Annotated in this window: 24 protein-coding genes; 5 read left to right on the top strand and 19 right to left on the bottom strand. The window is 69.0% G+C overall.

Features of this window, described 5'->3' with window-relative positions; translation table 11 throughout:
- Window positions 1-56 precede the first annotated feature (56 nt).
- The 10 genes from BMZ38_RS01010 to BMZ38_RS00965 form a co-directional block, all read right to left on the bottom strand.
- Entirely contained in the window at window positions 57-2,153 is a 2,097-nt protein-coding gene (locus BMZ38_RS01010) for an FUSC family protein (RefSeq protein ID WP_091333081.1), read from the bottom strand.
- 100 nt (window positions 2,154-2,253) lie between these two features.
- A complete protein-coding gene (gene efpL / locus BMZ38_RS01005; protein ID WP_091333080.1) occupies window positions 2,254-2,817 on the bottom strand; it encodes an elongation factor P-like protein EfpL in 564 nt (187 codons plus the stop codon).
- 66 nt (window positions 2,818-2,883) lie between these two features.
- Complete coding sequence (locus BMZ38_RS01000; RefSeq protein ID WP_091333079.1) at window positions 2,884-3,651, bottom strand: SDR family NAD(P)-dependent oxidoreductase; 768 nt, start codon at window positions 3,649-3,651, stop codon at window positions 2,884-2,886.
- A 241-nt stretch (window positions 3,652-3,892) separates the two neighbouring features.
- Window positions 3,893-4,618, bottom strand: coding sequence for a UDP-2,3-diacylglucosamine diphosphatase (gene lpxH / locus BMZ38_RS00995; RefSeq protein WP_091333078.1), 726 nt, complete (start codon window positions 4,616-4,618; stop codon window positions 3,893-3,895).
- Complete coding sequence (locus BMZ38_RS00990; protein ID WP_091333077.1) at window positions 4,618-5,319, bottom strand: peptidylprolyl isomerase; 702 nt, start codon at window positions 5,317-5,319, stop codon at window positions 4,618-4,620. The genes lpxH and BMZ38_RS00990 overlap by 1 nt, the downstream gene beginning before the upstream one ends.
- A 105-nt stretch (window positions 5,320-5,424) precedes the next feature.
- Entirely contained in the window at window positions 5,425-6,939 is a 1,515-nt protein-coding gene (locus BMZ38_RS00985; RefSeq protein WP_091333076.1) for a Ppx/GppA phosphatase family protein, read from the bottom strand.
- Window positions 6,940-7,027: 88 nt separating this feature from the next.
- Complete coding sequence (gene ppk1, locus BMZ38_RS00980; RefSeq protein WP_091333075.1) at window positions 7,028-9,124, bottom strand: polyphosphate kinase 1; 2,097 nt, start codon at window positions 9,122-9,124, stop codon at window positions 7,028-7,030.
- Between the two features lie 89 nt (window positions 9,125-9,213).
- Window positions 9,214-10,254: a phosphate regulon sensor histidine kinase PhoR gene (gene phoR / locus BMZ38_RS00975; protein ID WP_091333074.1), complete on the bottom strand. Its 1,041-nt coding sequence runs from the start codon at window positions 10,252-10,254 to the stop codon at window positions 9,214-9,216.
- A gap of 82 nt (window positions 10,255-10,336) precedes the next feature.
- Window positions 10,337-11,026, bottom strand: coding sequence for a phosphate regulon transcriptional regulator PhoB (gene phoB, locus BMZ38_RS00970; RefSeq protein WP_091333073.1), 690 nt, complete (start codon window positions 11,024-11,026; stop codon window positions 10,337-10,339).
- Between the two features lie 117 nt (window positions 11,027-11,143).
- Entirely contained in the window at window positions 11,144-12,757 is a 1,614-nt protein-coding gene (locus BMZ38_RS00965) for a M48 family metalloprotease (RefSeq protein WP_091333071.1), read from the bottom strand.
- 126 nt (window positions 12,758-12,883) lie between these two features.
- Here BMZ38_RS00965 and grxC point away from each other — a divergent pair, with 126 nt between their 5' ends.
- From grxC to BMZ38_RS00945, 4 genes are all read left to right on the top strand, one after another.
- Complete coding sequence (gene grxC, locus BMZ38_RS00960; RefSeq protein WP_091333068.1) at window positions 12,884-13,147, top strand: glutaredoxin 3; 264 nt, start codon at window positions 12,884-12,886, stop codon at window positions 13,145-13,147.
- Window positions 13,144-13,539 (top strand): carboxymuconolactone decarboxylase family protein, encoded by a 396-nt coding sequence (locus tag BMZ38_RS00955; RefSeq protein ID WP_091333064.1) that lies wholly within the window; start codon window positions 13,144-13,146, stop codon window positions 13,537-13,539. Before grxC ends, BMZ38_RS00955 begins: the two co-directional genes overlap by 4 nt.
- 233 nt (window positions 13,540-13,772) lie before the next feature.
- Window positions 13,773-14,786 carry an isocitrate dehydrogenase gene (locus BMZ38_RS00950; RefSeq protein WP_091333061.1) on the top strand — a complete coding sequence of 338 codons (1,014 nt, stop codon included), beginning with the start codon at window positions 13,773-13,775 and terminating at the stop codon, window positions 14,784-14,786.
- 135 nt (window positions 14,787-14,921) lie between these two features.
- A complete protein-coding gene (locus BMZ38_RS00945) occupies window positions 14,922-16,049 on the top strand; it encodes a helix-turn-helix domain-containing protein (RefSeq protein ID WP_091333058.1) in 1,128 nt (375 codons plus the stop codon).
- Here the strand turns inward: BMZ38_RS00945 and BMZ38_RS00940 are convergent.
- The 9 genes from BMZ38_RS00940 to BMZ38_RS00900 form a co-directional block, all read right to left on the bottom strand.
- Window positions 16,046-17,446 carry a serine hydrolase domain-containing protein gene (locus tag BMZ38_RS00940; protein WP_091333055.1) on the bottom strand — a complete coding sequence of 467 codons (1,401 nt, stop codon included), beginning with the start codon at window positions 17,444-17,446 and terminating at the stop codon, window positions 16,046-16,048. The two genes, BMZ38_RS00945 and BMZ38_RS00940, sit on opposite strands and share 4 nt — an antisense overlap.
- Window positions 17,447-17,582: 136 nt before the next feature.
- Window positions 17,583-18,044: a carboxymuconolactone decarboxylase family protein gene (locus BMZ38_RS00935; RefSeq protein WP_091333053.1), complete on the bottom strand. Its 462-nt coding sequence runs from the start codon at window positions 18,042-18,044 to the stop codon at window positions 17,583-17,585.
- Between the two features lie 41 nt (window positions 18,045-18,085).
- Window positions 18,086-18,988, bottom strand: coding sequence for an RNA polymerase sigma factor SigJ (gene sigJ / locus BMZ38_RS00930; RefSeq protein ID WP_091333050.1), 903 nt, complete (start codon window positions 18,986-18,988; stop codon window positions 18,086-18,088).
- A gap of 58 nt (window positions 18,989-19,046) precedes the next feature.
- The gene (locus BMZ38_RS00925; protein ID WP_091333048.1) at window positions 19,047-19,991 is read right to left on the bottom strand and encodes an aspartyl/asparaginyl beta-hydroxylase domain-containing protein; all 945 of its coding nucleotides are present in this window, start codon (window positions 19,989-19,991) and stop codon (window positions 19,047-19,049) included.
- Window positions 19,992-20,203: 212 nt separating this feature from the next.
- Window positions 20,204-21,112: a cation diffusion facilitator family transporter gene (locus BMZ38_RS00920; RefSeq protein ID WP_091333046.1), complete on the bottom strand. Its 909-nt coding sequence runs from the start codon at window positions 21,110-21,112 to the stop codon at window positions 20,204-20,206.
- A 76-nt stretch (window positions 21,113-21,188) separates the two neighbouring features.
- Window positions 21,189-21,704, bottom strand: a complete 516-nt coding sequence (locus BMZ38_RS00915) for a Slp family lipoprotein (RefSeq protein WP_091333044.1) — start codon at window positions 21,702-21,704, stop codon at window positions 21,189-21,191.
- Window positions 21,705-21,765: 61 nt separating this feature from the next.
- Entirely contained in the window at window positions 21,766-22,686 is a 921-nt protein-coding gene (locus tag BMZ38_RS00910; RefSeq protein ID WP_091333043.1) for a 23S rRNA (adenine(2030)-N(6))-methyltransferase RlmJ, read from the bottom strand.
- Window positions 22,687-22,710: 24 nt separating this feature from the next.
- Window positions 22,711-23,637, bottom strand: coding sequence for a DMT family transporter (locus tag BMZ38_RS00905; protein ID WP_091333041.1), 927 nt, complete (start codon window positions 23,635-23,637; stop codon window positions 22,711-22,713).
- A gap of 287 nt (window positions 23,638-23,924) precedes the next feature.
- Entirely contained in the window at window positions 23,925-24,839 is a 915-nt protein-coding gene (locus BMZ38_RS00900; RefSeq protein WP_091333039.1) for a peptidylprolyl isomerase, read from the bottom strand.
- Between the two features lie 259 nt (window positions 24,840-25,098).
- On the opposite strand from BMZ38_RS00900, the gene BMZ38_RS00895 reads away from it, so the two are divergent.
- On the top strand, window positions 25,099-26,238 hold the full coding sequence (locus BMZ38_RS00895; protein WP_175483642.1) for an OprO/OprP family phosphate-selective porin: 1,140 nt from the start codon (window positions 25,099-25,101) through the stop codon (window positions 26,236-26,238).
- Window positions 26,239-26,291 lie beyond the last annotated feature (53 nt).

Genomic DNA, 26,291 nt, shown 5'->3' with positions numbered 1-26,291 from the left:
AATCCGCCGGCCGATTGCGCAATACGGCTTTGCGAAAATCGCGTCGGACAGAAAAACTACGGGAGCACGTGCCGGCCGGCTGCCTGTGCGGCCGGTTCCTGCGGACAGCGTCCGATCACGTGGGCGAGCGTATTGACGTTGTCGACGAGGCGGTCGGCGAGGCGGGCGACCTGGTCGGCCGCCGCCTGGTCTTCGGACATCGCAAGCAAGGCACCGAGGCTGCGCTGGAGCAGACGCAGGTCAGGCAGGTCCGCGGCTGCGCGCTGCTCGCGCAAGGCGCCGGCGACGCCGTGCAACGCGGCGGCAGCATGGTCGACGAAGGCGCTCACCTCGGTCTGTTCCGGCAGGTTCGCGCGATGCTGCAGTAGCGCCTCCATGGTCATCGCCGTGCGCGCCAACCGGTTGCCGTTGGAGAAAAGCGCCTGTGCCAGGTCGAGCAGGGCGGCCGGCGTGGCTGGCTCGGCACGCATGCGCTCGAGCGAGGCAAGGGCGTTGGTGCGGGCGGTGCGTGCGGCGGTGCGTGTCTCACGATGGGAGGCGCGCCGTTGCGGACGTCCCAGCGCGCGCAGGTAATCGGCGTAGGCGTCGAGCATGTCGGCCAGCGCGGCGCGCGCGCGACCGCGCTCCCAGGTCGGCCACAGCACGTAGGCCAGCAGCGCCAGGCCGCTGCCGAGCGCGGTGTTGACCACGCGGTCCATCACCGCCACGCCCGGGTCCACGCCTTCGAACGAAAGCAGCACCACCACGGTGCCGGTGAGCGCCGCCACCGCGATGCCATAGTGCGCCGTGGCCAGGTAGCGGAAGGCCATGCACAGCACGCCCATCAGCGCCAGGTGGGCCCAGGGCTGGTCGGGAATCACGTGCAGCAGCGCCGTGGTCAGCACCAGCCCGAGCACGGTGCCGACCACGCGCAGCAGGCCGAAATTGAACGTCGCGGCGAAGTCCGGGCGCAGCACGATGGCGACCGTCATCGGCAGCCAGTAGCCGTGCGGCAGTTCGAGCACGCGCGAGAGCGCCAGCGCCAGGCTCAACGCCACGGCCGAGCGCACTGCGTGGCGGAACGCCACCGAATGGGGCGTGAGGTTGGCCAGCAGCATGGCGCGCGTCGAGCTCTGCCGTAGCGAGGCGGGCAGGCGCAGGTCGGCGGTCTCGGCGCGCTGTTCGCCGCGGCTGCCGGCCCAGTTGGCATTGCGCACGGCGGCGGCCAGCTGTCCGGCCAGCGCATGCACGTGCAGCGCGCGTTGCACGTCGCTCTCCGCGGCGTGGCGCTCGATGGCGCGCAGGGCACGCAGCGCGCGTTCGGCCGCGTGCGGCGCGACGCCTTCCTGCAATGCCTCGGCGATATGGTCGAGCACGCGCGCGACGCCGACGCGGAAGCGCAGCGGCACGGCGTGGCCCGACGAGCCGTCGGCGAGCGCGGTGAGCTCCAGCCGGATCCGCTCGGCCAGCTCCAGCATTACGCCGAAGGCTTCCATCGCGCGACCGCGGGCGTGGTAACGCCCCAGCAGCGTCTGCTGCAGGGTGGTCATCGCGCCGCTGAGGGCGGGTTCATCCTCGTCGTCCTGCGCGCGCTGGCGGGCCAGCGTGGCCAGTCCGCGGTAAACCACGGCCAGCGCCTGCCGTTCCGGCCGGTAGCGGTGCAGCGGCCAGGCGGCGACCGAGAACAGCATCATCAGCAGGCCACCGGCGAAGATCAGCGCGGCGCCCGCGGCCGCAGGCCCGAGCGAAGTGGGCGAGGCGGCAGTGACCACCAGCAGGATCATGCTGGTCATGCCCACCCGCGCCAGGTCGGTGCCGAACAGCACCAGCATGCCGCCGCCGAAGCCGACCAGCGCGCTGGCCAGCAACATGGCCGGCAACTGCCCGCCGATCAGGAACCCCGCAAGCGCGGCCAGGCCCGCCGCCAGCGAGGCCAGCAGGAGTTGCTGCACACGTTGGCGATAGGGGCCGGGCTGATCGGAAAACATCGTGTCCAGCGCGCCGGCGGCCACACCCAGGCCCACCGCGGTATGTCCGCAGGCCATGCCGATCGCCAGTGGCAGTACCACGGCCAGCGTGTTGCGCACGACCACTCGCAGCGGGACGTCCGGGCGCTTGGTCCGGGTCAGGCTCTCCAGCAGGTTGGCGCGTAGCGAGTAGACGCTGGCGGGCATGGCCGAATCGCCGGGGTGGGGAACCACGATTCTGCCTGACGCTAGTTGAACCGCCGTGTAGGAAGCCCGCGGCCAGCGCACCCCGCGCAGCTTTCCGCCGTCAGGCGCGGCCGGCGAACTCGCCCGTCAGCGTGTTGACCCACACCTTCTCGTCATTGGTGATGTATTCGGGCACCTGTATCTCGACGCCGGTATCGAGCCTGGCCGGTTTGGTCCGCTTGGTGGCACTGGCGCCCTTGAGCTCGGGTGCGGTGTCGACCACGGTCAGCACCACGCTGGTGGGCACCTGCAAGCCGACCGGAGCGTCGTCGATGACCTGCACGTAGTAGCCCTCGGTGCCCTCGACGATGTAGCCGGCGTTGTCGCCGACCAGTTCTGGGCCGAGCATGTACTGCGTGTAGTCCTCGGCATCCATGAACACGAACGCCTCGCCGTCCATGTAGGAAAAATTCGCCGCGCGGCGGACCAGGTCCATTTCCTTCAGGTCGTCGTCGGCGCGCAGGCTGAGATCGAACTTGCGCCCGCCGGGGATCGAATACATGGTGAAGCGGAAGGTCACGTTGCCGCCGCGCGCGGTGGGCGCGCTGCGCTCGATGTCGCGCACCTGGTAGACGGTACCGTCGTGCTCGACCACGTTGCCTTTCTTGACGTCGGAAGCTTTCATGGAGTGTCGGTCAGTGGGTTGGATTGGCCGGGATGACGCACAGGACATCCCGCTGGAGTGGCAGGTTTACTTCGGCTGCAGGCGCACCGCGCCATCCAGGCGGATGGTCTCGCCATTGATGTAGCGGTTGCCCAGGATGAACGCGACCGTCTGCGCGAATTCCTCGGGCTTGCCCAGCCGCGAGGGGAACGGAATCGAGGCCGACAGCGATTGCTGCACGGCTTCGGGCATGCCGTCGACCATTGGCGTCCAGAAGATGCCCGGCGCGATCGTGGCCACGCGGATGCCGAATCGGGCCAGCTCGCGCGCCATCGGCAGGGTCATGCCCACCACGCCGCCCTTGGACGCCGAGTAGGCCGCCTGGCCGATCTGCCCCTCGTAGGCGGCCACCGAGGCGGTGTTGACGATCACCCCGCGTTCGCCGTCCTCGCCCGCCTCGTTGGTCTGCATCAGCGCCGCGCCGGCCTTGGCCACGTTGAAGCTGCCAACCAGGTTGACCATGACCGTGCTGGCGAAGTTGGACAGCGCCATCGGGCCTTCCTTGCCCAGCACGCGGCCGGAGCCCAGGATGCCGGCGCAGTTCATCACCACGTTGAGCCCGCCCATGGCATCGCGGGCCGCGGCCACGTTGGCGGTCACGCCTTCCTCGGAGGTGACGTCGGTGCGGTAGAAGCGCGCCGTGCCGCCCAGCGCCTGCGCGGCCTGCCGGCCCTTCTCCTCGTTGACGTCGAACAGCGCCACTTTTGCGCCCTGCGCGACGAGATGCTGCGCCACGGCGTGGCCGAGTCCGGAGGCGCCGCCGGTGATGACGGCCTTGACCTGGTCGAGCTGCATGGGTGTTTCCTCGAATGTGAAACGAAACCGCAATGGTAGCCGAGGCGGCCGTCAGGGCGCAGGCGGTGGGGTGCGGGTGCGACCACCGTGGCCGTTGACGATCGCGCGCAATGCGCGCTGCGCAGAAACCCGGGATGGGCGGGCAGGTCTGCGCGATCAGGGGAGCAGCGTTTGCACGATCGGCGTCCACCCGGACGCGCCGCTGGCATGCCGCGAACTTCTGCGCTCGCGCAGCAGGTACTTAGAGCGGAAGCCCACTCAGTTCGGCACGGTCCGGTGCCACGCGCAACACCGAGCCCTGTTCATACCAGTCGCCCAGCACGATGCGTTGTGCGTCCTGCCCGTCCAGCGGGAAATCGTGAATGGCCGGCCGATGCGTGTGGCCGTGGATCAACCGCGTCACCCCCGCGCCGCGCATTGCGCGGGCGACTGCATCGGCGTTGACGTCCATGATCGACTCCATGGTGATGCCGGTGTGCGCGCGGCTGTCTGCGCGTGCCTTGGCGGCAAAGGCACGGCGCGCTTCCAGCGGCATCGCCAGGATATTGGCTTTCCAATCGGGCATGCGCACCTGCCGGCGTACGGCCTGGTAGGCGACGTCGTCGGTGCACAGCGCATCGCCGTGCATCAGCAGGGCGGGGCGGCCGTACAGGTCGTGCACCACGCCGTCTTCCAGCAAGGTGAGGCCGGCGCGGTCGGCGTAGTCCTGGCCGAGCAGGAAGTCGCGATTGCCGGGCATGAAATACACCGGCACCCCGGACTCGCGCACGGCACGCGTGGCCCGGGCGATGCGCGCGGGCAGCTCGGCATCGTCGTCGTCGCCGACCCAGGCTTCGACCAGGTCGCCCAGGACGTAGAGCGCATCCGCCTGGCGCACTTCGTCGCCGGCGAGGTAGCGCTCGAACAGATCGGTGATCTGCGGGCGGCTGTCGTCCAGGTGCAGGTCGGCAATGAACAGGCTGGGCATCAGCCGCTCTTCCTGCCGGCCGCCTTGGCGGGCTTGGCTGTGCCGGCAGCCTTGGCGGGCGCCTTGGCACTGGCGGCGGGGGCGGGGGCCTCCTCGCCGATCACCTGCGCGCTCTCGATCACCGGCAGCGGGCTGGGAACGTCGGCGGCGAACGGGCCCTGGCCGCGGGTGGGCAGGGCAGCGATCTTGTCGACCACGTCCATGCCTTGCACCACCTTGCCGAACACGGCGTATCCCCAGGTCAGGCCACTCTGGTTGCCGGCGTAGTCGAGCCGGCGGTTGTCGACCAGGTTGATGAAGAACTGCGCCGTGCCGGAATTCGGATCGGCGCCGCGCGCCACCGCCACCGTGCCGCGCAGGTTGGACAGGCCGTTGTCGGCCTCGCTGGCGATGGCCGGATGGGTACGCCGCGGCTGCAGATCGCGCGTGTACAGGCCGCCCTGAACCAGATAGCCGCTGATAGCGCGGTGGAACACGGTGCCGTCGTAGAAGCCTTCGTGCACGTACTGCAGGAAGTTGGCCACGCTCTTGGGTGCCCTGTCCGGGTAGAGCTCCAGCGTGATGTCGCCCACGCTGGTGTGCAGCAGCACCTTCGGGCCGGGCGCCGGCGGCGTTGCGCTGGTGCTGGCCGGCGACGGCGCGGTCTGCGCACAAACGCCGAGTGGCAGCAACAACAGGAGGGCCAGCAGGAGTCGGGACATGCGTGCGGAGCCTGTGTGGGATGTCCTGCATGATACGCGGTGGCATTGCATGGGCTGAAGCGTGCGCTTCTGCTCCCTCTCCCTCCGGGGAGAGGAGGCGAAACGTCACGTACGCTGGATCTCCAGCGTCAGCCCGAGTTCCGCCATCGGCCCCTGCTCCTGTTCCAGGTCGGCCTCGGTGAGCGGGTGTTGATCCAGCCAGAGCGCGGGAATGGCCAGCCGCAGGCGTTGGCTGGTGGCGCTGAGCTTCAGTGGCGGCAGCGATTCGGGCCGGCGGCCGCGGCGGAACAGCACCGCCAGCCGCAGCAGCGCGGTAATGTGCCGGGCCAGGGAGCGGTAGCGCTGCGGCAGCACCGAGATCAACGCCTTGGCCGGCTTGCGCCGGTGCGCCTCGATGACCGCCGCGAGCAATTGCTGCTCCTGCCGCGAGAAACCGGCGAGGTCGGCATGGCGAAGGATGTAGGCGCCATGATGGTGATGCTGGCTGTGCGCGATCGCCAGGCCGATCTCGTGCACGCGCGCGGCCCAGGAGAGCCATTCCCGCGCTTCGGCGTCCAGCTTCCACGGACGCGCGACCTGGTCGAACAGCAAAAGCGCGGTCTGCCCGACGCGCCGCGCCTGTGCGCGATCGACGCCGTAACGGGCCGCCAGGGCGTCGATGCTGGCGGTACGCGGATCGCTGCCGCCGGCGCGGCCGAGCAGGTCCCACAGCAGGCCTTCGCGCATCGAGCTTTCGCACACGCGCATGTGGTCGATGCCAAGCGCCTCGAACGCGGCTTCGAAGATCACCACCGCCCCGGCGAAGACCGGCGAGCGCTCCTCGGTCAGGCCGGGCAGGCGCAGCAGGTCCATCTGGCCCTGTTCGAGCACGGCCTCGCGCAGTTCGGCCAGCGCATCCAGGGTCACGCCGTCATCGCTCAGGCCCATCGCCTGCACGACCGCATCGACCGCCTTGGCGCTGCCGGAAGATCCATAGGCCTCCTGCCAGCCGGACTCGCGGAAATCCTCGGCGAACTGCTGCAGCAGCACGCCGACCTCGCTGCGTGCGCGCTGCCAGCGCTTGGGCGTCAGCCGGCCGCCGGGAAAGAAGCGCAGCGTGGAGGCGATGCAACCGGCCTGCACGCTCTCGGTATGCAGCGGCGCCAGGCCGCGGCCGATGATGAACTCGGTGCTGCCACCGCCGACGTCGATGACCAGCCGCGGCTCGCGCGACGCCGGCAGGTCGTGCGCCACGCCGAGGAAGATGAGCCGGCCTTCCTCGCGGCCGGAGACGATCTCGACGGGATGGCCCAGCGCGGCCTCGGCGGCGCCCAGAAAGCTCTGCGGCGAGGCCAGCCGCCGCACGGTATTGGTGGCCACCGCGCGGACGTTGGCCGAAGGCAGGCCTTCGATGCGCTGGCCGAAACGCGCCAGGCTGGCCAGCGCGCGGGCGCGGTGGGCGGCGTCCAGCGTGCCGTCCGAACGCAGGCCGGCGGCCAGCCGCACGCTGTCGCGCAGTCGGTCGATCACGCGCGGTTCGCCGTGCTCCATGCGCGCGACCACGATGTGGAAGCTGTTCGACCCCAGGTCGACCGCCGCGATCAGTTCACCATCCTTGATGGGTACGGGCTCGGTGGTCACGCGCGGCTTCCAGGCGGGAAAGGCGCGGATTCTGCCACGCCAGCGATGGCGGTCGGCTGGCAGGTGCGGGAGGCTGGCCCGACGCGCATCAGCCGCAGATCTTCTTGAGCAGCGTCTGCTGTGCGCAGTGCGGCGGCTGGTCGCCCGGCGTGGCGCGGGTGTAGTGGCCGTCGTCGGCGAGCAGCCAGGCCTGGGTGTTGTCGGCCAGGCCGTTGGCCAGCGTCTCGTCGAACACGCGCCGGGCCAGCCTCGGGTCGAGGATCGGGAACGCCACTTCGATGCGGCGCATCAGGTTGCGTTCCATCCAGTCGGCGCTGGCGCAGTAGATCTCCGGCTTGCCGTCGTTGGCGAACCAGTACACGCGGCTGTGCTCGAGGAAACGCCCGACGATCGAGCGCACGCGGATGCGCTCGGAGATGCCTGGCAGCCCGGGCCTGAGCGTGCAGGCGCCGCGCACGATCAGGTCGATCTCCACGCCCGCCTGCGAGGCGCGATAGAGCGCCTCGATCACGTGCGATTCGTTGAGCGCATTGAGCTTGGCGACGATGCGCGCGCTCTTGCCGGCCCGCGCATGCGCAGTCTCGCGCTCGATCTTGGCGACCACGCTCTTGTACAGCGTGAACGGCGAATGCAGCAGGCGCTTGAGGCTGATCACCGAGCCCAGGCCCGAGAGCTGCTGGAACACCTTGTGCAGGTCCTCGCCGATCTCCGGGTCGGCGGTCATCAGGCCGATGTCGGTGTACAGGCGGCTGTTGGCCTGGTGGTAGTTGCCGGTGGACAGGTGCACGTAGCGGCGCAGCGTGCCCGCCTCGCGCCGCACGATCAGCATCATCTTGGCGTGGGTCTTGTATCCGACCACGCCATAGACCACCTGCACGCCGGCCTCCTGCAGCCGGGTCGCCAGGCGGATGTTGGCCTCCTCGTCGAAGCGCGCGCGCAGCTCGATCACCACCGTGACGTCCTTGCCGTTGCGCGCGGCCTCCACCAGCAGGTCGACCAGCGGAGTGTCCTCGCCGGCGCGGTAGAGCGTCTGCTTGATCGCCAGCACGGCCGGATCGGCGGCGGCCTGGCGCAGCAGGTCGACGACCGCGGCGAAGCTCTCGTAGGGATGGTGCAGCAGCACGTCGCGCTGGCCGATCAGCTCGAACAGGTTCGCGCCGGGCTCGATCGCCGAAGGCAGGCAGGGCACGAAGCGCGGGAACTTGAGCTCGGGTCGGTCGACCTGGTCGTAGATGCCCCCGGCGCGGATGATGTTGACCGGCCCGTCGCAGCGGTAGACGTCCGATTCCTCCAGCTCGAAATTGGCCACCAGCATCGCGGTGATCGCCTTCGGGCAGTCGTTGGCGATCTCCAGCCGCACCGGTCGCGCATAGCCGCGCCCGAGCAGTTCTTCGCTGAGCGCGCGGGCGAGGTTCTCCACCTCGGCCTCTTCCACGATCAGTTCGCTGTTGCGGGTGACGCGGAATTGGTAGGAGCCGACCACCTTGAAGCCGGGAAACATCAGGTCGACGAAGGCCTGCAGCAGCTCGGCCAGGAACACGAAGTTGTCGCCGCCGCCGCCCACCTCGACCGGCAGCTTGACGATGCGCGGCAGCGAGCGGGGGGCGCGCACCAGCGCCATGTGGCCCTCGTGACCGAACGCGTCGCGTCCCTGCAGCACGACGGCGATGTTGAGCGTCTTGTTGAGGATGCGCGGGAACGGATGCGCCGGGTCCAGGCCCAGCGGCGAGAGCACCGGCAGCACCTCGTGTTCGAAGTAGCCTTGCAGCCAGCGCCGCTGCAGCGGCGTCCATTGGTGGCGGGTGAGGAAGCGGATGCCTTCGGCGTCCAGCTGCGGCTTCAGCTGTTCCTGCCACGTGGCGTACTGCTCGGTGACCAGGTCCAGGACCCGGGTGCGGATGCGGGTGAGCAATTCGCCGGAAGACAATCCGTCCGGTCCCGGCGCGGCCGAGCCGTAGGCATGGTGGTGCTTGAGCATCGCCACGCGCACCTCGAAGAATTCGTCGAGGTTATTGGCCACGATGCTCAGGTAGCGCAGCCGCTCCAGCAGCGGCACCCGCGCATCGCGCGCCATCGCGAGCACGCGAAAGTTGAATTCCAGCGCGGCCAGTTCGCGACTGAAGTACAGCTCCGGCGCGGCCAGGTCGGCGATCGCAGTGGCGGTTTGCGGCAGTTTGCGGGCCATGGGCGACCATTTTGGACGATGCCGCGCCCAAGTACACCCGGTCTCGATCACGCGGTAGGGTGGGCTTCAGCCCGCCATGGGGGCAGGGCCTATGGGGTTTCCGGGTCCAGCAGCCGTTCCGGCCCGAAATGGCAGGAGAAGGTGGAGCCCCGGCCCGGCGTACTTTCCACGCCCAGCCGCGCCTGGTGCAGGTTGAGCACGTGCTTGACGATCGACAGTCCCAGCCCGGTGCCGCCGGTCTCGCGCGAGCGGCTGGAGGAGACGCGGTAGAAGCGCTCGGTCAGCCGCGCGAGGTGGCTGGCGGGGATGCCGTAGCCGGTGTCGCTGACCGAATAGGTCGCGCCATCGCCGGTACGCCGCCAGCGAATGGTGATGCTGCCGCCGTTGGGCGTGTAGCGCACGGCGTTGCTGACCAGGTTGGACAGCGCGCTGTGCAGGTCCCTGGGCGAGCCGAGCAGGTCGCAGTTCGTGTCCACCTCGAGCGTGACCTGGTGGCGGCCCTGGCTCAGCGCCTCGGCCTCCTTGCGCAGCGTGGCAAGCAGCGCGGCCATCGGCACGCGTTCGTCGACGACGTGTTCCTGGGTCTCCAGGCGCGAGAGGGTAAGCAGGTCCTCCACGATCTGGCCCATCCGCTTGGATTGCGCGCGCATTTCTCCCAGCACGGGCGCCAGCATGGGCACGTCCTCGGGATCGAGCAGTTCCAGGTAGCCGTGGATCACCGTCAGCGGCGTACGAAGTTCGTGCGAGACGTTGGCCACGAAGTCGCGGCGGATCTGCTCGAGCCGCGTCAATGGGCTGATGTCGCGTGCCTGCAACATCCGCTGGCGGCGACCGAACGGCTGCACCGAGACGTCCAGGTGGCCCTCCGCGCGGCCGGGCGCGGGTACGTCGTGGAGGGGCAGGCGAGCGCCGGATCGCAGCCAGGCGGCCAGTTCCGTGCCTTGCAGCCGCTCGGACAGCAGCACGCCGCGATCCTTGCCGCGGCGCAGGCCAAGCAACGTCTCCGCCGCGCGGTTGAACCAGCGCACCCGCCAGGTTTCGTCCAGCAGCACGATCGCGTCCGGCAGGCTGTCGGCGGCGTCGCGCAGGTCGTGCAGCGTGATGGCGAGGCGGCGTGCGCGGTGCTTCATGAGAGGCGCATCCAAGGACCTTTTCGCCTACCCGGCCGTTTCCTCGGGCAGGCGCCTGGAAATCCGTGGCCGTGAAGGTCCATCAGGCACTCGCGGAGAAGCGGTAGCCCGCCCCGCGCACGGTTTGCACCATGGCATCGAGCTGCCAGGGCTCGAGCGTCTTGCGCAGGCGGCGGATGTGCACGTCGACGGTGCGTTCCTCCACGTAGACGCTGCCGCCCCAGACATGGTCGAGCAGCTGCGTGCGGGTGTAGACGCGCTCGGGGTGGGTCATGAAGAAATACAGCAGGCGGTATTCGGTAGGGCCGATCGGTACCGGTTCCTCGCCTGCGAAGACCCGGTGCGCGGGGCCGTCGATGCGCAGGCCGCCCAGTTCGACCACGCCGGTGCCATCGTCGCCCTGGCTGCGCCGGAGCACCGCCTTGATACGTGCGATCAGTTCGCGCGTGGAGAACGGCTTGACCACGTAGTCGTCCACGCCGGCCTCCAGGCCGTTGACGCGGTCCATCTCCTCGCCGCGCGCGGTGAGCATGATGATCGGGATTTCGCGGCTGAGCTCCTCCTTGCGCAGCCGGCGGGCCAGCTCGAGCCCGCTCATGCCCGGCAGCATCCAGTCCAGCAGGATCAGATCCGGCACCTGCTCGGCAATGGCGATCTGCGCGGCGCGGGCATCGGCCGCCTGCACAGCCTCCATGTCCGCCTTGCGCAAGGCAAAGGCGACCATGTCGCGGATCGAGGCTTCGTCTTCGACGATGAGGATGCGTTTGTGCACGCGGTTTGCGCCTGGCTGTGACGGGCTTATTGCAGCGGGGCAATATTACGCAGGGATGACAGGCTGCATGAAACCCATCCTTGTCCCGCGTCGCGGGGGGGAAGCATCCGGGACGCGCTACTGGCTCTGCCCATCCGGATTGTCGACCGTCTGCACCTTGCGCTTGCGCAGCTCCAGCACCAGCGGCGTGAGGTCGGCGATGCGCGCCTGGATGCGGGCGCGGGCGTAGTAGTCCAGGTCGTCGCGCTTGAGCAGGCGCTTCAACTGCTCCATGGCATCGAACGGGCGACCGGAGAGATAGCTGGCGTCCGAATAGGCCTCGCCGGCGCGAACGCTGTCGCCGGCCTTGTCGCTGGCGCGGGCGTAGCTGCGGTAGACGTCCGGCTCGTCGGCATTGTCCAGCAGCGGGCGCAGCAGGGATGCGGCTAGTGTGGCCTGCGCGCTGTCGCCGCCGGCGGTCAGCGCCTTGGCGTAGGCCAGCGCCACCGCGCGGTTGCGTGGCGAGCGGACGTTGAGCCGGGCATAGCGGGCCAGCGCCTCGGCGCGCTGGCCCGCCTGCAACTGCGCGTCGGCCATTGCCAGTCCGAGGATCAGGTTGTCCGGATGTGCCGCGAGCAGCGGCTGGAGCTGCGCGATGGCCTTCGCGCCGGAGCCGCTGCGGGTGAGCGCCAACGCGTAGCCGTAGCGGTTGGCCGGACTGTCGAAGCCGGGCGTGCCGAAGCTGGCGCTGTAGTACTGGGCCAGCTTGGATGCATCGCCGGCCAGCACGCGGGTGCGCTCGCGCATCAGCGCATAGGTGCCCAGGCCGCCCTTGGCCGGCGCGGCGAGCAGCGCGGTCGGGTCTTTCACGTAGGCGATCGGTGCGGTGGTCTTCTCCCACTCGCTGCGCACCAGCGTGGTGCCGCTGGGGCGCAGCTTCTGCGCGGCGAGCAATGCCCCGGCGCGCGACTTGGCATCGCTGATGCGCGAGAGCGTGACCGGATGGGTCTGCAGCAACTCGGGCACGTCGGTGCCGCCGGCGCCGGCGCGCAGGGTGTCCTGCATGCGCTGGAAGAACTCGGCCATGGCGCGCGGGTCGAAACCGGCGTTGGCCAGCGTCTGGATGCCCACGCGATCGGCCTCCACCTCGTCCTTGCGAGTGAAGTTGATCGAGCGCTGGGCGATCAGGCCCTGTCCGGCCGCCAGCACCGCCATGGGTGAATCACCGCTGTGCGAGCCGGCGCCGGCGGCGACCGCGCCCAGCAGCACCAGCGCCATCAGCGGCGCGTCCTTCTTCGAATCCTCGAACGCGCGCTGCAGGTGGTTCTGCGTGATGTGGCCGATCTCGTGCGCGATCACGCCGGCCAGCTCGCTTTCGTCGTGGGTGATCGCGATCAGTCCGGAGTTGACCGCGATGTAGCCGCCGGGCGCGGCGAAGGCGTTGATTTCCGGGTCCTTCACGATGACGAACGCGAAATGGTCCTTCGGCTTGTCGCTGCTGGCGACCAGGCGGTAGCCCAGGTCATTGAGGTAGTCGTCCAGCAGCGGGTCGTCCACCACCATGTCCAGCGAGCGCATCTGGCGCAGCATCGCCGCGCCATAGTCCTGCGCGTCCTGCGGCGAGATCAGTGCGTCGGCCGAGCTGCCCAGGTCCGGCAGGCGGATGTCCTCCTGCGCGCCGGCGCCGAAGGCGAGACCGGCCGCGAGCAGCGCGGTCAGCAGGCGGGGGGCGAGTCGTGGTGCCATGGCCATAGGTGGGCGACAATACATCACGTAAGACCGCCCGCGGGCGCGTCGGTTCATCGTCCGTTGGCTTGCAAACGGGCGCCCGGCGCCCCATCTGAAGGGCCGACGCCAAGGCCATCCGGAGTATCTGCAATGCCAAAGATCGAGGTCTATTCCACGGCGGTGTGCCCGTACTGCGTGGCAGCCAAGAACCTGCTCAAGTCCAAGGGGCTGCAGTGGAACGAAGTGCGCGTGGATGCCGACCCGGCACAGCGCGACCTGATGCTCCAGCGCAGCGGCGGGCGCCGCACCGTGCCGCAGATCTTCATCAACGACCAGCACGTGGGTGGCTACGACGACCTGGTCGCCGCCGATCGCAATGGCAAGCTCAAGCAACTGCTGGACGAAGCCGCATGAGCGACGCCGGCAAGGGCAAGGACCGCGTGGCGGAATTCACCGCGTTCCGCCAGCGCATGAACGAACGCATCCTGGCCGAGGACAACCAGGTCGTACGGCGCTTCTTCGCGCTGGACACGCAGACCTACAAGCCGGGCGCGCTCGACGTAAAGACCAAGGAACTGCTCGGCCTGGTCGCCTCGATGGTGCTGCGCTGCGACGACTGCATCAGCTACCACGTGGCGCAGTGCAAGGAGGCTGGCGTGACCCGCGAGGAGTTCTTCGAGACCTTCAGCGTGGGCCTGGTGGTGGGCGGTTCGATCGTGATCCCGCACCTGCGCCGGGCGGTGGATTTCCTCGATCGCCTGGAAGGCGGCGAGGCCGACGGTGCCGCCTGCGCCGATCACGCATAACCTTGCGCAACCTTGGGCTTGGGCCCGCGCAGCATGCCGGGAAGGTGGCCCCGACCCCACCCGCAAGCGCACCGTCCGCTCACGGGTGCGATGAACCGCAACGCTCCGTGCGAGGATTTGCAACGCCCTGGCGCGTCCCGCCTGCTGCCGGCACGGGGTTGTATCGGCGATAATGCCGCCCTTTGGCGTGCGCATTTCCCCGCCGCGCGGCCCCCATGTCCAAGGAGTTCACCATGAGCAAAACCATCGCCGTGATCCCGGGCGACGGCATCGGTCCGGAAATCATGACCGCCACCTTGCACGTGCTCGACGCCCTGGACTGCGGTCTGACCTATGACTTCGTCGACGCCGGCATGGTGGCGCTGGAGAAGCACGGCGACCTCCTGCCCAAGCCCACGCTGGACAAGATCGCCGAACACAAGGTCGCGCTCAAGGGCCCGCTCACCACGCCGATCGGCGGCGGCTTCACCTCGGTCAACGTGACCCTGCGCCGGCACTTCGACCTGTACGCCAACGTGCGCCCGGCCATCAGCTTCCCGGGCACCAAGGCCCGCTACCAGAACATCGACATCATCACGGTGCGCGAGAACACCGAGGGCGCCTATCTGGCCGAGGGCCAGACGCTCTCCGAGGACGGCGAGATCGCCACATCGATGATCCGCGTGACGCGCAAGGGCTGCGCGCGCATCGTGCGCTACGCCTTCGAGATGGCGGTCAGGAAGGGCCGCAAGAAGGTCACCGCGGTGCACAAGGCCAACATCATCAAGACCGCCTCGGGCATGTTCCTCAACGTGGCGCGCGAGATCGCCAAGGACTACCCGCAGATCGAGTTCAACGAAATGATCGTGGACAACACCTGCATGCAGCTGGTGATGAAACCCGAGCAGTTCGACGTGATCGTGACCACCAACCTGTTCGGCGACATCCTGTCGGACCTGTGCGCCGGACTGGTCGGTGGCCTGGGCCTGGCGCCGGGCGACAACATCGGCGAGCACGCGGCCATTTTCGAAGCGGTCCACGGTTCCGCGCCGGACATCGCCGGCAAGGGCATCGCCAATCCATGTGCGCTGCTGCTGGCGGCGGCCGACATGCTCGACCACCTTGGCATGGTGGATAAGGGAACCCGCCTGCGCGACGCGATCCGCGACACCATGGCGAACGACCACGCGAACGTCACCCCGGACCTCGGCGGCAAGGGCAGCACGCAGAGCTTCGGCGAGGCGATCGCCCGGCGCGTAAAGGGCTGAGGCCCGGCGTAACCGGCGTATTGCCCACCGAAGGCCGCGGCGTCACCGCGGCCTTCGGCTTTTCGGGGCGGCGGGCCTGCCGCTAGCATGGTGCGGCTGCGCCTCGCGGCCATCCGGATATCCATTCGCTCCGCCATGCCGCTGACTCCTTGGACCTTCGTTTACTTCGCCGGTGCGGTGCAGGCCGCGCTGCTCGCGCTGGCGTTGTGGCGGCGACCGGCGAACCGCCAGGCCAACCGCCTGCTTTCGGTATGGGTGGCATTGACCGGCATCGACCTGGCGGTGAAGGCCCTGTACTGGCACCTGCTGACGCCCGAATGGTTTCGCGCCTACCGCTTCGTGGCGCTGTTCCCGTTCCTTTACGGCAGCCTGTTCTACCTGTACGTGCGCGCGCTGACCCGGGGGCGCAGGTTCCGGCCAGGCGATGTCATGCACCTGGCCGGCTTCGGCGTGATGCTGGTGCTCAACGGCTACGTCTTCGTAATGGATCGCGCGCACCTGCAGGCGCTGTCGGCACGCTGGATCGCTGGCGAGCGCTCGGTCGGTGCGTGGTTCGACGTGCCACTGTTCCTCTACAGCCTGTCCTATGTGCTCGCGGCGCTGGCGCGGGTGCGCGGTTACCGGCAACGGCTGCGCGAGCGCCGCTCCGACGCCGACCGGACCTCGCTGCGCTGGATCGACGTCATGGCCGGGTTCCAGGTCGTGATCTGGTGCGTGGCCATCGTGCAGGCGCTGGTTTACCTGCCGGTGCTCAACTACGGCCTGCTGTTCGGGCTGGTGGCCGCCTGGGTGTGCGCAATGGGCTGGTTCAGCCTGGCCCAGCCGCCGGTCTCCGCCGAGCTTCCGCTTCCGACCCCGGCGCCACCGGGCGAGGCTGACGTCCCGCTGACCGACGATGCGCGCTACGCCGCCGTCGAGGCGCGCCTGGCACAGTTGATGGACGGCGAGGCGCCGCTGTACCTGGAGCCGGCGCTGACCATCGGCCAGGTCGCCAGGCGCAGCGGCTATCCCGAATACCTCGTGTCCGCCGTGATCAACCGCCGGCTGGGCGGCAGCTTCTGGGACTACGTCAATCGCCTGCGCGTGGAGGCGGTGCGCGCGCGACTGGCCGATCCGGCCGAAGCGCGCACGATCCTGGACATCGCCTACGCCTGCGGCTTCACCTCTAAGTCCACCTTCAACGCGGCGTTCAAGCGGCAGGTCGGCGAAACCCCCAGCGGCTACCGCCGACGTTTTGCCGCAGGCGCGCGGTCCGCAGCCTAGCGGCTCGATTGGTCGTGCAGGGCGGCGATGACCGCGGCCGCCGCATCGCCGGTGCCAGTGCCGCCGCCCTGTACGCTGAGCCCCAGCCGCACCACCACCAGGCGCTCGGACGGCACGATGATGACGTACTGCCCGAACGCCCCGCGCGCGTAGAACATGTCCTTCGGCAGCTGCGGCATGCCCCACGGGGCGTCCCATACCGGCACGCTGCCCTGGTTGCGCAGGTTGGTCCAGAAGCCCGCACCGTAGCCGGTATCGAGCGTGCGCGAGCGGCTGTAGTCCGCCCAGCCGGCGGGCAGGATGCGGCGCCCGCCGGCCACGCCGTCGTCCAGGAAGAGCTGGCCGAAACGGGCGAGATCGCGCGCGGAGGCGTAGATGAAACCGGAGCCGAGAAGGGTGCCGGCGGCGTCGGTCTCGATGGTGGTGTGGTGCATGCCCAGCGGCGCGAACAGCTCCTCGTGGGCGAAGCGTTCGGCGCCCACCGCGGTGCCGCCCGTCGCGTCGCCCACCACCTTGGAGAGCAACGCGTAGCCGAGGTTGCTGTAGCCCCAGGCGGTGCCCGGCGCGTACTGCAGCGGCATGCTCGCCGCATAGGCGGCCGTGTCGGGCTCGCGGAACCACATGTGCGTTGCGGGATTGACCGGGCCCGCGGTCTCGTCGAAGGGCAGGCCCGAATCCATGCGCAGCAGCTGGTCCAGGGTGATCGCGCGGCGCCGGTCGCCCGGGCCTTGCCAGGCGGCGATGGGCGCCGGCTGGCCCAGCCGCAAACGGCCTTGGCGGACCAGGATGCCGATCAGCGCCTGGGTCACGGACTTGGTGACCGAATGGGCCCAGATCGGGGTTTCCGGTCCGTAGCCGGGCGCGTAGCGCTCGGCGATCAGCCGGCCGTCGTGCAGCACCACGACGGCCTTGGTCAGGCGCGGATGCGCCGGGTCGGGTTCGGCGAAGGCCAGGTCCAGCGCGTGGCGCAAGGCCGGATCAGCCGGCGCCACCACCTGTTTGCCGAAGCCATCCGGTCCGGTGTCTTCGGCCAGGCCGGCCGCCTGCGGAACCGGGCCGTCGCCGTGCATGACCAGGCAACCCAGCCCCGGGCGGTACACCGCCCGGGCAGGAAACAGGCCGAGCACGCTGCTGCGCACTTCCCGGCGTGGACGATCCACCGTGTGGCGCACGGCCCAGCCGATGCTGCTCATCAGCGGCCGCTGTTCTTCGACGTAGATGCGCTCGGGATCGACCCTGGAGACGAAAGCGGCCGCGCACAGCGAGCGGCTGACCGAGCCGGTGGCGACGTGCAGGGCCTCCCGGTTGAGCAGCACGACCGCCGCCGCGGCGACCAGCAGGGATACGAGCAGCAAGGCAGCCGGCCTGTGCCAGCGCATGGACTTGGAATGATGCATGGCGCCCTCCCGGGCATGTGGACGAGGAGGGCAGGATGGCCGCGGGGCCTGGGCCAGGGCGTCCGATCCGGCCGGATCGGACGCGTGGAAAGTGCGATACGGCCGGATCGGCCTTGCGCTGCGCGCTGGCGGGCGATCAGCCGTGCTGGCCCGGCTTGTAGCTCCCGCCGATCGTGCGCGCCGCGATGTTGATGCGGTTCCAGCTGTTGATCGTCACGACCAGCAGGGTCAGGTCGACCAGCGCCTCCTCGTCGAAGTGCTGCCGGGCCCGTTCATAGAATGCGTCGGACACCGCCTCGTGCGAGGCGAGTTCGGTCAGCTCCTCGGCCCAGGCCAGAGCGATGCGCTCGCGCTCGCTGAACAGGGTGGTCTCGCGCCAGGCCGGCAGCACGTACAGGCGCTGCTCGGTCTCGCCGGCGGCGCGCGCGTCCTTGCTGTGCATGTCCAGGCAATAGGCGCAGCCATTGATCTGCGAGCAACGCATCAGCACCAGCTCGATCAGCGCCGGCTCCAGGCGGCCGGCGCTGTGGACCTGCTTGCCGAGCTCGACCAGCGGCATCATCGACTTGTAGTGGCGTTGGAGGGCGAAACGGGACATGGACGATTCCTTGGCTTGGAGGGCGGCCCGGATTGGGCCGTTCATTGCAAGGACGCGGCAACCCCGCCTTTCGTGACGGCGGCCAGACGCGCCAGCTTGCCGGGGTGGCGCAAGGCGAGCGTGGCGGTGATGTGGTCGTCCTCGCACTCGATCCAGATTGCGCTGACCAGCGTGTCGTCGAACCAGGCCAGCAGCACGGGCTCGCCGTTGAGGATCGTGGTGGTGAAGCGCACGTCGGGGCGTGCATAGAAGCGGGTGGCGACCTGCGTGTAGAGGCGGGCCAGCCGATCGGCACCTTGCAAGGGACGCAGGACGGCCCGAACGACGCCTCCGCCATCGGAAATGGCTATCGCGTCTTCGGCAAACAGCGCGCGCAGCGATTCGAGGTCGGGCTTCTTTATCGCCGCGATGAAGCGCTGGATCATGCGCTGCCTGGCCTGTACATCGACGCTGAAGCGCGGGCGCCCATCGCGCAGGCGGGTCCTGGCGCGGTGCACGCGCTGGCGGCAGGCATCCTCGCCAATGCCCAGGATCGCAGCGGCCTCGGCATGGCTGTAGTCGAACACTTCATTGAGCAGAAAAGCGGCGCGCTCGTCCGGGCTCAGCCGTTCAAGCAGCAGCAGGAAGGACAGGGTGATCGTCTCGCCGCGCTCGAGTTCGGCCTCGGGGCGGTCCGCCTCCGGCACCAGCGGCTCGGGCAGCCAGGGACCGGTGTAGTGCTCGCGCTCGGCCTTGGCGCGGCGCAGGCGGTCCAGCGCCAGGCGCGTGGTCACGGTGACCAGCCAGGCCTCCGGGTCATCGAGCACGGCGGTGTCCTGCGCGTGCCAGCGCAGCCAGGCGTCGTGCAGCACGTCCTCGGCGTCGGCTGGCGAGCCGAGCATGCGGTAGGCCAGCCCGAACAGTCGCGGGCGGTGTTGCTGGAACAGGGCGGTCTGGCTATCCATGGGCTACTCCGATGGGATACGGCCAGGACGCGCGAAGGGTGCAGGACGTGACCGGCCTTCAGCGCACCAGCGGCCAGGGCGCCAGGAACACCAGCCAGATCAGCAACACGATGCCGGCATATTTCAGCCCGCGGAACAGCTTCGGATGCCGCCGCTTGAATGCCTTGCTGCGCTCGCGGCTGCGTTGGTTGAGCGCGAACATGCGGTTGACGAAGCCGACCTTCTCGGCGCCGGAATCCGAATTGGGCGATGCCGTGATCTTGCCCATGAACGCGCCCACGCGATGGTTGATTGCCCCCATCCAGCGCGTGCGCAGCGGGCGCTCGACGTCCGCGAACAGGATCACGCGGGTCTGGTCGGTGTTGTTTTCCACCCAGTGCACGTAGGTCTCGTCGAACACCACGTCCTTGCCGTCGCCCCAGGCGTGTTCCTCGCCGTCGACGAAGATGCGGCAGTCGCGCGAGTTGGGCGTGATCAGGCCCAGGTGGTAGCGCAGGGAGCCGGCAAACGGATCGCGGTGCGGGTTGAGCTTGCTGTGCGGTGCCAGCGTGGCGAACATCGCCGCCTTGATGCTGGGGATCGCCTTGAGCAGCTCGACGGTCCTGGGGCACAACGCCTCGGCCGAAGCCAGCGGTTCGCCGTACCACTTGAGGTAGAAGCGCTTCCAGCCCTGCTTGAAGAAGCTGTTGAAGCTGGCGTCGTTGTGTTTCTCCGCTGCGCGGATATGGCCCTCGTCGAACAGGTGGAGCGCTTCTTCACGGATGGTTTGCCAGTTGGCCTGCAGCAGATCCAGCTGGGGGAAGCCGCGGCGGTCCAGGATCGGTCGCGCCGGCACCGCCGAGAAGGCGTACATCAGCAGGTTATAGGGCGCAAAGATCGCCGAGTGGTCGACCAGCTGGCGATCGAAGCGCAGCCGCGCCCGCCCGCGCAGGTGCACCAGCAGCACGCAGAACGCGAACAGCAGGAACAGCAGCAGGACGATCAGGCGCGGTGTAAGGATCATGGGCTCGGTCGCGGGTGGGGCGGCTCATTCTACGCCGGCACGAACGGTCGGGCAGAGCCAGGTCCGGCTCACTCTTCCCTCCGGGGAGGGGCTGGGGGTAAGGGCTCGCTCTCGCGAGAGAAACAGATCGATGCGTGGCTCTGGTGGCGCTCCCCCCACGAGCCGCGCCGCTCACCTCGATCCTCTCCCGGAGGGGAGAGGGGCAAAGCGTGCTAGTCGGTCACATCCGGCTCGAAGAAACTCCAGCGGATGTCCGGGAACTGCGCCTTCATCGCCCGCTCGACGGTATTGATCGCCTCGATCAGCGCCCGGTCGCTGGCGCACGGCTCCATCCTCGCCTTGACCGACACCATCACGTCCGCGCCCATCTGCAGCGTGATCAGGTTGAGCACCTGCGCCACCTCCGGCCGGTGCTGCAGGAACGCCTGCAGCTCGGTACGGCGCCGCGGCTCCACGCCCTGTCCGATCAGCAGCGCCTTGACCTCCACCGCCAGAGCCACCGCGACCACCACCAGCAGCACGCCGATCGCGATCGTGCCCATGGCGTCGAACATCAGGTTGCCGGTGAGCATGGTCGCGCCCACCGCCAACGCCGCCAGGCACAGGCCGATCAGCGCCGCCAGGTCCTCGCCGAAGATCACCAGCAGCTCGCTGGAACGGGTCTCGCGGAACCACGTCCACAGGTTCTGCTCGCCGCGCGCTTTGTTGACCTCCTGCAGGCAGCCGCGCATCGAGATGCCTTCGGCGACGATGCCGAACACCAGCACGCCCAATGCCAGCCATGGCCATTTCAGCGGCTCCGGATGGCTGATCTTGTGCACGCCTTCGTAGACCGAAAACATGCCGCCCACGCTGAACAGCAGGATCGCCACCAGGAACGACCAGAAGTACAGCGCGCGGCCCCAACCCAGCGGGTATTCGTCCGACGGCGGCTTCTTCGCCTGGCGCATGCCCAGCAACAACAGGCCCTGGTTGCCGCAGTCGGCCAGCGAATGCACCGCCTCGGCGAGCATGGCGCCCGAGCCGGTGAGCAGTGCGGCGACGAGCTTGGCCACGAAGATGGCGAAGTTTGCGCCGAGCGCGAGGAAGATCGCCTTGAGCGAATTGGCGTGGCCGGACATGCGTAGGTTCCTGCGGGTGACCGGTCAGTTTAGGGCAGGCGCAGGCTGGGAGAGCCGTTCGGCACGATGTCGGGCGTCAGCGGATGCCCACGCCCACGCCCACGCCGAAGTGCACGTTGTTCTTGCCCTTGTTCAACTCGTCGGCGGTCCACACGTGCGACTGGTTCACCTGGACCAGCGGGAACACGTAGTCGGCCTGGCCGACCTTGCCCGCGCGGCTGCCGTTGAGCTGGCCACTCACCGTGATCAGCCCGCCGGCCGGATAGTCCAGCGATTCGACGTAGCCCGGCATCACCGCGATGAAGCGCCCGCTGCCGCTGTCGTTGGCCTGCGGCCGCTGCGACTTGTCCAACGGATAGGCGAGGATCTCCACCTCGCTGTGGTCGGCGAGGTTGTCCACGCCGACGATGCGCCCGCCCCAGATCACCTGGCGGCTGGCAAACTGCTCGGGCGATTGCGCGACCTGGAACGGCTGCGCGCTCACTGCATCGGGCGCGGCCTTGTAGATCGGCGCCGGCGCACAGGCCGCGAGCATGAGCAGTGCGGCGGGCACGAGCGAACGGAACATGAGCGAAGCGAGGCGGATGCGCATGGCAGGCTCCTGACCTGGACGGGAAGGACCGCGGCGGATGCCGTCGCGGCGCGGAGCGAGCTTAGCGGCGACCGCGTGAACGCGGTAGCGGCGACGGCGGGGGCGCGGCACCTTCCTCGGCCAGCCAGTCCAGCCGCCATTCGGCCTGGCGCTCCTGCCGGAGCAGCCGGGCGAGCGCGCGCAGCGGTTCGCGCAAGGTGTCGTCGAGCTTCCACGGCGCGTTGAGGATCGCCATGCCTGAACCGTTGAGCCGCAGCGGAGAATCGTCCGGATGCACCAGCAGCTCGGCGCGCAGCACGCGGCGGGCGCCACAGTGGCCGAGCCAGCGCAGGAACGGCTGCACCTGGCTGCGCTGCTTGATCGGGTACCACACGGCGTAGATGCCGGTCGGCCAGCGCACCAGCGCAGCCTTGAGCGCCTGTTCGATCAGCCGGTACTCGGCCTCCTGCGCCTCGTAGGGCGGGTCGATCAATACCAGGCCGCGCTTCTCCTTCGGCGGCAGCAGCGCCTTGAGCGCCTCGTAGCCGTTGCGCTCGTGCACGTGCATGCGCCCGTCATGGTGCAACAGCTCGCGCAGACGCGCGGCTTCCTCAGGGTGCAGCTCGCACAGCTGCGCGCTGTCGGTCTCGCGCAGGGCGCGGGCGGCCTGCAGCGGCGAACCGGGATAGAGCTTCAGCCCGTGCTCGTTGCCGGGCAACGCGAGCAGACCGTCCAGCCAGTGCCGCAGCAGCGGCGGCAGCGTCCCGCCTGCACTGGCGTGCGGGCCGACGTCGGGAAACAGCAGCCGGCCCACGCCGTCGCGCCACTCGCCGGTCTTCTCCGCTTCCTTGCCCTCCAGCGCGTAGCAGCCGCTGCCGGCGTGGGTGTCGATCACGGCAAAGGGCGTGGGCTTGGCCTTGAGCGCGTCGATCAGCGCGGACAGCACGACGTGCTTGAGGACGTCGGCGAAATTGCCGGCGTGGTAGGCGTGGCGGTAATTCATCGCGCCAGTATAGGCGGCGCGCCTTCAGTCCGTGGCGTTGTGCGCCTCGCTCACGCCCATCAGTTCCGGTTGTGCCGCCTCGCTGCGCCGGCTCAGCCATGGATGCACGAACACGGCCGCGAGGATCACCGCCACGCCGAGGTAGAATGGCCAGGCCAGCTCGCGCTGCTCGCCCAGCAGCACCACGGCCAGCACGATCGCGTAGACCGGTTCGAGGTTGGTCACCATCTGCGTGCCGAACGCGCTCAGGTGGCGCAGCGCGACCAGCGCCAGTGCGAACGGCAGCAGCGTGCAGCCGAAGGACAGCAGCGCCAGCAGGATGGCGTCATGCACGTCCGGCAGCACGAACGCTGCCCCGGCATGCGGCAGCCACGGCACCAGCAGGCCGAGGAACAGCGTGCCGGTGCCCAGTTCCAGGCAGGTTACCGTCAGCGGGTCGCCGTGCTCGACCAGCCGCTTGTTGCACGCGCTGAACAACGCCACCAGCAGCGCCGAAGCGGTACCTACCACCAGGCCGAGCCGCATCGCCGTGGGCACGCCACCGACCACCAGCGCCACGCCCGGCACCACGGCCACGCCGATCAGCAGCTCGCGCGGGTCGAAGCGGCGGCGCGCGATCCACGGTTCGACGAAGGCCAGGAACACCGGTCCCAGCGCAATGCACGTGGCACCCACCGAGGCGTTGGAAAGCTTGATCGCCGCGTAGAAGGTGAGCCAGTGCAGCGATACCAGCACGCCGATGCCTGCATACGCCCAGCGCAGGCGTGCCGGCATTGCCCGCAGCCCGCGCCACACACGCGGCGTCGCCAACAGCGCCAGCGTCACCAGCAGCATGCGCCACCACACCAGCGCCGAGGCCGGCAACGTGATCAGCTTGCCCAGGATCGCGGTGAAGCCCCACAACACCACGCAGAAATGGATCTGCAGGCGGGCCTTGCTGATGGCTTGCATTGGGTGTGTCGCGCGTTGGTGGGAGACACGCATTGTAGGCGGCAGCTGGCGCAGACAGGGCAGCGTGCGGCAAGAACGGCTCTCAACCCAGCCGCTCTCCCGGAAAGAGAGCGGCTCAACCCGCCCCGTGCCCCAACCCGTTCGCGCTGAGCGAAGGTGCGCAGCGCCGAAGTCGAAGCGCCGCCTGGCTCAAGCCCTCCACCCGAACCCCTCTCCCTCCGGGAGAAGGTGCCGACAGGCGGGTGAGGGTCCGGGCCGAGCGGGAGGACTCCGCCGTTGCCGGTTCGTCACTTGATCATGCGCGAGGGAATGCCGATGCTGCACAGATCGATGGCGCCGGCCGGCTGCGTATAGAACGCATCGCGCCGATTGCGCTTGGCCTCGACCAACCTGGCGAAGGTGGGGCTGTCGGTGCGCAGCACTTCGACCTTTGGCCGCTCGGCCGCCGGCAGGTCGGCCGCCAGGCGCACCGACTCGATGGGCACCCGCATCGACTTGTCGGTATAGAAGCCCATCGGCACCGGCCCGCGCGGCAAGGCGGAGAGCAGTTCCATCCCCTCGATCACGCGGCCGGCGACGGCCAGGTTGCGGTCCAGTCCACGAGGGGCTTGGCCGATGATCGCGTAGAGCGCGCTGCCGTTGCCGGTCTGCGGACCGACGTCGCGCGCCACGCCTACCGTGCCGTAGCAATGCGCGATCCACTCGCGCCCGTGGCCCGGATCGCGCGCGACGGGAAAGCCTTCGGAAAAGCCGACCTCCTTCGCGTACACGTCGCCATCAGGCAGCGGCGTCCACTCCAGCTTCGGATCGATCGCACGGGTGAATTCCGGTGGCAGGGTCGCCTTTGCCTCGCCGAGCGGCTTGACGTGCGCCTTGTCCTCGTCGTCTGCCGCGGGGTCGTCCCACTGGGTGACGAAGTTGTCCTGCACGCGCACGATCGCCAGCCCGTCAAAGTAGTGCTCATGCACCAGCGTGCGGATGTTGGCCGCGTGCAGCGGGGTGAAGTCCGGCGCCAGCTCGATCAGTACGTGGCCGCCGGGCAGCTTCATGTCGAGCAGGTTGGCCGGGGCAGGCGTGCGCCATTCCTGCGGCTTCGACTGCGCCAGCAGTTCCTTCGTTGTCGGCGTGGGCCTGGTCTGGTCGGCCAGCACGGGCAGGGCGAACAGGCTGGCGAGTGTGATGGCAAGAAGCGTGCGGCGCATGCGAGGTCCCCTGCTGGCATGGATGAGGGCCGAAGCTTATAGCGTTCACGCGACCGTGCGGAACAACGGCGATCGCGATCCGCCCGAAGGGCTATACGGGCACGCACCCGTTTGGTTTCCGTTGACCTGCGTCATGACTGGCCGCCGACGCCACGGCGATCATCGTCTAACCAGCGCGATGCTATTGCTGCGCTCGAACCGTGTGCCGGCGCGCTACCGCCAGCAGGACAATCAGGGGTCTCTTTCATTGGGAGCGACTATGCGTCTACGTATCCTGGCGGCCGCCGCCATCGCCTGGAGCCTGGCCCCGCCGGCGCTTGCAGGCGATGCCGGCTCATGGCCCACCAGCGTGGAGCTGGGCAACGGTGTCGATGCGGGCCTCAAAGGCCTGCTGCAATACGACCTCAATCGCTTCACCCATGATCGCCTGGCCGATGGCAGCGACCGGTTCGACGACGCACAAACCTGGCGGCGGCAGGAATTCAATCTCTATGTCGAAAAGGGCGTCTTCACGATCAACGCCGGCTACGACTTCCAGGCCAACAGCTGGGTCGACAACTACATCGGCCTGGAGACCAGGGCAGGCCGCTTCCGCCTTGGCCAGTTCAAGACGCCGGTGGGTTGGGAAGACGGCAACACGTCCACCAGCAACGTCACCTTCATGGAGCGCAGCCTGCCCGAGCAGGCGGTGCACGAGGGCCGCCGCGTCGGCGTGGACTGGTTCTACCAGGGTATCCCGCACTGGCTGCTGCAGGTGGCCTTCTTTACGCGCCACGACCTCAATGACGATGCCGCCGGCGAAACCTTCGCCGGACGGGTCGTCTACAACCCGGTGCAGGAGCCGGGCGAGGTGGTGCATCTGGGCCTGACCGCTTCGCGCGAATTGCGCGACGACCGCACCGGCCGCATCCGCGCGCGCCCGGAGGTGAACCTGACGCCGGTGCGCCTGGTCGATACCGGCACGCTCGATGGCGTCGACCGGCTTGACCGCCAGGGCCTGGAAGCGGCCTGGATCCATGGCCCGATGCTGCTGCAGGGCGAATACCTGGCGATGCAGGCGGTGCGCCCCGGCCTGCGCGACTTCCATGCCCGCGGCTACTACGTGTTCGGTACCTGGGCGCTGACCGGCGAATCGCGCGGCTACAAGACCGGCTCGGTCGCCGGCCTCACGCCGCAGCATCCCTGGGGCGCGCTGGAACTGGCGCTGCGCTACGCCACGCTCGACCTGGACGATGGCGCCGTGATGGGCGGGCGCGAACACGACTGGACGCTGGGCCTGAACTGGTACATCAACGACCACTTCAAGCTGCAGGCCAACGTGATCCGTGCCTTCAGCGACCGCGGCAACCTACCGCTGGATCCCACCATCTACGCGATGCGCGTCCAGCTCAACTTCTGACCGGCGAAGCGGCAGGCGGGTCGGCGTCGTCGCCATGCCGGCCCGCCACAGCC

The sequence above is a fragment of the Frateuria terrea genome, assembly GCF_900115705.1.
GTDB lineage: Bacteria > Pseudomonadota > Gammaproteobacteria > Xanthomonadales > Rhodanobacteraceae > Frateuria_A > Frateuria_A terrea.
This window is presented reverse-complemented; position numbering and strand designations above follow the sequence as displayed.

Excerpts from the sequence above, each read along its gene's own strand:
- BMZ38_RS01010 (WP_091333081.1), bottom strand. The coding sequence starts at position 2,153 with ATGCCCGCCAGCGTCTACTCGCTACGCGCCAACCTGCTGGAGAGCCTG.
- efpL (WP_091333080.1), bottom strand. The coding sequence starts at position 2,817 with ATGAAAGCTTCCGACGTCAAGAAAGGCAACGTGGTCGAGCACGACGGT.
- BMZ38_RS01000 (WP_091333079.1), bottom strand. The coding sequence starts at position 3,651 with ATGCAGCTCGACCAGGTCAAGGCCGTCATCACCGGCGGCGCCTCCGGA.
- lpxH (WP_091333078.1), bottom strand. The coding sequence starts at position 4,618 with ATGCCCAGCCTGTTCATTGCCGACCTGCACCTGGACGACAGCCGCCCG.
- BMZ38_RS00990 (WP_091333077.1), bottom strand. The coding sequence starts at position 5,319 with ATGTCCCGACTCCTGCTGGCCCTCCTGTTGTTGCTGCCACTCGGCGTT.
- ppk1 (WP_091333075.1), bottom strand. The coding sequence starts at position 9,124 with ATGGCCCGCAAACTGCCGCAAACCGCCACTGCGATCGCCGACCTGGCC.
- phoR (WP_091333074.1), bottom strand. The coding sequence starts at position 10,254 with ATGAAGCACCGCGCACGCCGCCTCGCCATCACGCTGCACGACCTGCGC.
- BMZ38_RS00965 (WP_091333071.1), bottom strand. The coding sequence starts at position 12,757 with ATGGCCATGGCACCACGACTCGCCCCCCGCCTGCTGACCGCGCTGCTC.
- grxC (WP_091333068.1), top strand. The coding sequence starts at position 12,884 with ATGCCAAAGATCGAGGTCTATTCCACGGCGGTGTGCCCGTACTGCGTG.
- BMZ38_RS00955 (WP_091333064.1), top strand. The coding sequence starts at position 13,144 with ATGAGCGACGCCGGCAAGGGCAAGGACCGCGTGGCGGAATTCACCGCG.
- BMZ38_RS00950 (WP_091333061.1), top strand. The coding sequence starts at position 13,773 with ATGAGCAAAACCATCGCCGTGATCCCGGGCGACGGCATCGGTCCGGAA.
- BMZ38_RS00945 (WP_091333058.1), top strand. The coding sequence starts at position 14,922 with ATGCCGCTGACTCCTTGGACCTTCGTTTACTTCGCCGGTGCGGTGCAG.
- BMZ38_RS00940 (WP_091333055.1), bottom strand. The coding sequence starts at position 17,446 with ATGCATCATTCCAAGTCCATGCGCTGGCACAGGCCGGCTGCCTTGCTG.
- BMZ38_RS00935 (WP_091333053.1), bottom strand. The coding sequence starts at position 18,044 with ATGTCCCGTTTCGCCCTCCAACGCCACTACAAGTCGATGATGCCGCTG.
- sigJ (WP_091333050.1), bottom strand. The coding sequence starts at position 18,988 with ATGGATAGCCAGACCGCCCTGTTCCAGCAACACCGCCCGCGACTGTTC.
- BMZ38_RS00925 (WP_091333048.1), bottom strand. The coding sequence starts at position 19,991 with ATGATCCTTACACCGCGCCTGATCGTCCTGCTGCTGTTCCTGCTGTTC.
- BMZ38_RS00920 (WP_091333046.1), bottom strand. The coding sequence starts at position 21,112 with ATGTCCGGCCACGCCAATTCGCTCAAGGCGATCTTCCTCGCGCTCGGC.
- BMZ38_RS00915 (WP_091333044.1), bottom strand. The coding sequence starts at position 21,704 with ATGCGCATCCGCCTCGCTTCGCTCATGTTCCGTTCGCTCGTGCCCGCC.
- BMZ38_RS00910 (WP_091333043.1), bottom strand. The coding sequence starts at position 22,686 with ATGAATTACCGCCACGCCTACCACGCCGGCAATTTCGCCGACGTCCTC.
- BMZ38_RS00905 (WP_091333041.1), bottom strand. The coding sequence starts at position 23,637 with ATGCAAGCCATCAGCAAGGCCCGCCTGCAGATCCATTTCTGCGTGGTG.
- BMZ38_RS00900 (WP_091333039.1), bottom strand. The coding sequence starts at position 24,839 with ATGCGCCGCACGCTTCTTGCCATCACACTCGCCAGCCTGTTCGCCCTG.
- BMZ38_RS00895 (WP_175483642.1), top strand. The coding sequence starts at position 25,099 with ATGCGTCTACGTATCCTGGCGGCCGCCGCCATCGCCTGGAGCCTGGCC.